This window comes from Sandarakinorhabdus sp., assembly GCF_031422795.1.
Taxonomy (GTDB): Bacteria; Pseudomonadota; Alphaproteobacteria; order Sphingomonadales; family Sphingomonadaceae; genus Sandarakinorhabdus.
Genome location: NZ_JANPML010000398.1, coordinates 1 through 2,729 on the forward strand (window position 1 = coordinate 1; position 2,729 = coordinate 2,729).

Annotated in this window: 2 protein-coding genes; both read right to left on the bottom strand. The window is 65.3% G+C overall.

All coding sequences use genetic code 11. The features are described from left to right. Window positions 1-1,248: GspE/PulE family protein (locus RMO81_RS13930; protein WP_409049625.1), on the bottom strand; the 1,248-nt coding region annotated here is incomplete at its 3' end. Continuing rightward, window positions 1,245-2,729 (bottom strand): type II secretion system secretin GspD (gene gspD / locus RMO81_RS13935; protein ID WP_310476500.1); only part of this gene is annotated, 1,485 nt, incomplete at its 5' end. The genes RMO81_RS13930 and gspD, both read right to left, overlap by 4 nt.

Below are 2,729 nucleotides of genomic sequence, written 5' to 3' on the forward strand. Positions count from 1 at the left end.
ATTGCACGCCTCGCAGCCCGGTGCAGCCCACACCGGCGTGCCGGCCGCGATGCCCAGTGCCGCAGCGGTGCCGGCATCGGCCGGATGGGAAGTGCGGCATGCGGGGCAGAGCCGGCGCACCAGCCGCTGCGCCACCACGGCGCGCAGCGTGGCAGCAAGCAGGAACGGTTCAACGCCGAAATCGCGCAGGCGGGTGATGGCGCTGGCGGCATCATTGGTGTGCAGCGACGACAGCACGAGATGGCCAGTGAGCGCGGCCTGCACGGCGATGCTGGCGGTTTCGGCGTCGCGGATTTCGCCGACCATCACCACATCCGGATCTTGCCGAAGAATGGCGCGCAGGCCGGCGGCAAAGCTGAGGCCGACCTTGGGATTTACCTGCGTTTGGCCGATGCCATCGACGGCATATTCCACCGGGTCTTCCACGGTCAGGATATTGCTGCGGCCATCGTTGAGCAGTTTCAGTCCGGCATAAAGCGTCGTCGTCTTGCCGCTGCCGGTCGGGCCGGTCACCAGCACCAGGCCATTGGCTTCGGCCAGGCCGGCCCGGAAGGCGCGTTCGGCGCTGTCGGGCATGCCGAGCGCGGCCAGATCGATGCCGGCATTTTCCTTGTCGAGCAGGCGCAGCACCACGCGTTCGCCGCCGCGCGCGGGCAGGGTGGAAACGCGCACATCCAGCCGCTTGGCACCCAGTGTCAGGTCCATGCGGCCATCCTGCGGTAGGCGCCGTTCGGCAATGTCCAGCCGCGCCATCACCTTGATGCGGCTGACCAGCACGGACGCGACGCCGGGCGGCAGCCGGTGCATTTCCTGCAGCTCGCCATCGGCGCGCATGCGGACCACCAGCGCCGTTTCGAACGGTTCGATGTGAATGTCCGACGCTTTCAGGCGGGCGGCCTCTGCGATGAGCCCGTTGATCAGCCGGATGGCCGGCGCTTCATCGTCGCTGGCCAGCAGGTCTTCGGCTGATGGCAGGGCATCACCAAAGCCCAGCAGATCGTCGGCCTCGCCAGCATAGGCGCTGCGGGCATAATGATCCTGCAGCAGGCGGTCGAACTCGGCATCGCCAACGTCTTTCAGCGCCAGCGGCCGGCCGGCGACACGGCGCACTTCGGCCAGCGCCATTGCATTGCTGCCGGGCCGGCGCACCACTTCCGCCACGTCGCCCATGACGGTGACGATCATCCCCTGCGCCTTGGCAAAGGCATAAGACAAGGCGGGGGCATGAGAAAGGGCGGGCTGGCTCATGGTTTCGGCGGCGCGGGCGGCGGAGCAGCAGCGGGCGCACCTGGAATCGGGCTTTTAAGATAATCGCGCACCAGCATATCGAGGCTGGTTTCGGCGGTGCCTTCGCGGCGAGCCTGTTCGGCGCGGACATATTGATAACGCTCTCCGGTCAGCTTGGCCGCGTCTTCAGCGTTGCGGATGATGGTGGGGCGGATGAACACCATCAGATTGGTTTTGGTGCGGCTGCGCGATTTCGATCGGAACAAATTGCCCAAAAACGGAATGTCACCCAGCAGCGGCACTTTCTCGATGGCGCGACGTTCATTCTCGTCAATCAGGCCACCCAAAGCCAGGATCTGGCCGTCGTCCACGGTGACAGTGGTGTTGATCTCGCGCTTGTTGAGGATCAGATCGGGCACGTCCTGCGTGATGACGGCGGTGGCGATGCTGCTCACTTCCTGGCGCAGCGTAAGCTTGATGGTGCCGCCGGCGTTGATTTGCGGGCGCACATCCAGTGCGATGCCGATATCCTGGCGTTGAACGGTGCGGAAGGCGTTGTCGAAATTGTTGGATAGCGCCTGGCCGGTGGCGATCGGCACATTCTGGCCGACAAGGATATGGGCCTGGGCGTTGTCGAGCGTCATCACCGACGGGGTAGAGAGCACGTTGGACGCGGTATCGGCCTTTACCGCGTTGATAACGAAACCAAACACGGCATTCGAACCGAGATTGCCGCCAAAACCGAACTGGCCGCCGGTGGCGTTGAGCAGGCTGTTGACCGCCGCATCGCGCAGGGCAACCGTGGTCGAATTGTCCTGACCGTAACGTTTTTCCGCTGCGATTGCGCCGGCCACCGCCAGCAGATTGGGCGCGGCGTTGCTGTAATTGGTGACCGAAAACGGGATGTTGCTGCCCCCCGTGCCCGACAGCAGGAACTGCACGCCCAGACGCTGGGCGGCGATGTCGCTGATTTCCACGATTACCGCTTCCACCAGCACCTGTTCGCGGCGCACATCCAGCTGGCGGATCACTTCGCCCAGCCGGCGCTGCACATCGGCAGGTGCGGCAATCACGATGGCGTTGGCGCCTTCATAACGCGCAATCACCGCCTGGCCGCGGCCAATGCTGGCACCGGGAACGAAGCCGCTGGTGCCCAACGATCCACCGCTGGGCGCGGCCTGCAATGGCGCGCTGGATGCAGGCTGGCCCTGCCCCTGATTTTGCCCGGCATTGGCGTTGCCAAAGGCGCTCTGCATCGATTGCGCCATCGGCGCGGCTTGGGACGCCGGGCTGACCGGCTGGCCAACCAGTTGCTGCAACACCGGCACCAGTTTTTCGGCATCGGCGTGGTTGAGGAAGAACACCCGCACATCGCTGCCGGCGGCGGCGGCCTGATCGAGATCGGCGACGATGCGCGCCAGCTTGGCCAGGGTTGCGGGATCACCGCGCAACACCAACGAATTGCTGGCATCAACCGGTGCGACCTGCCAGCCGCGCCCTTC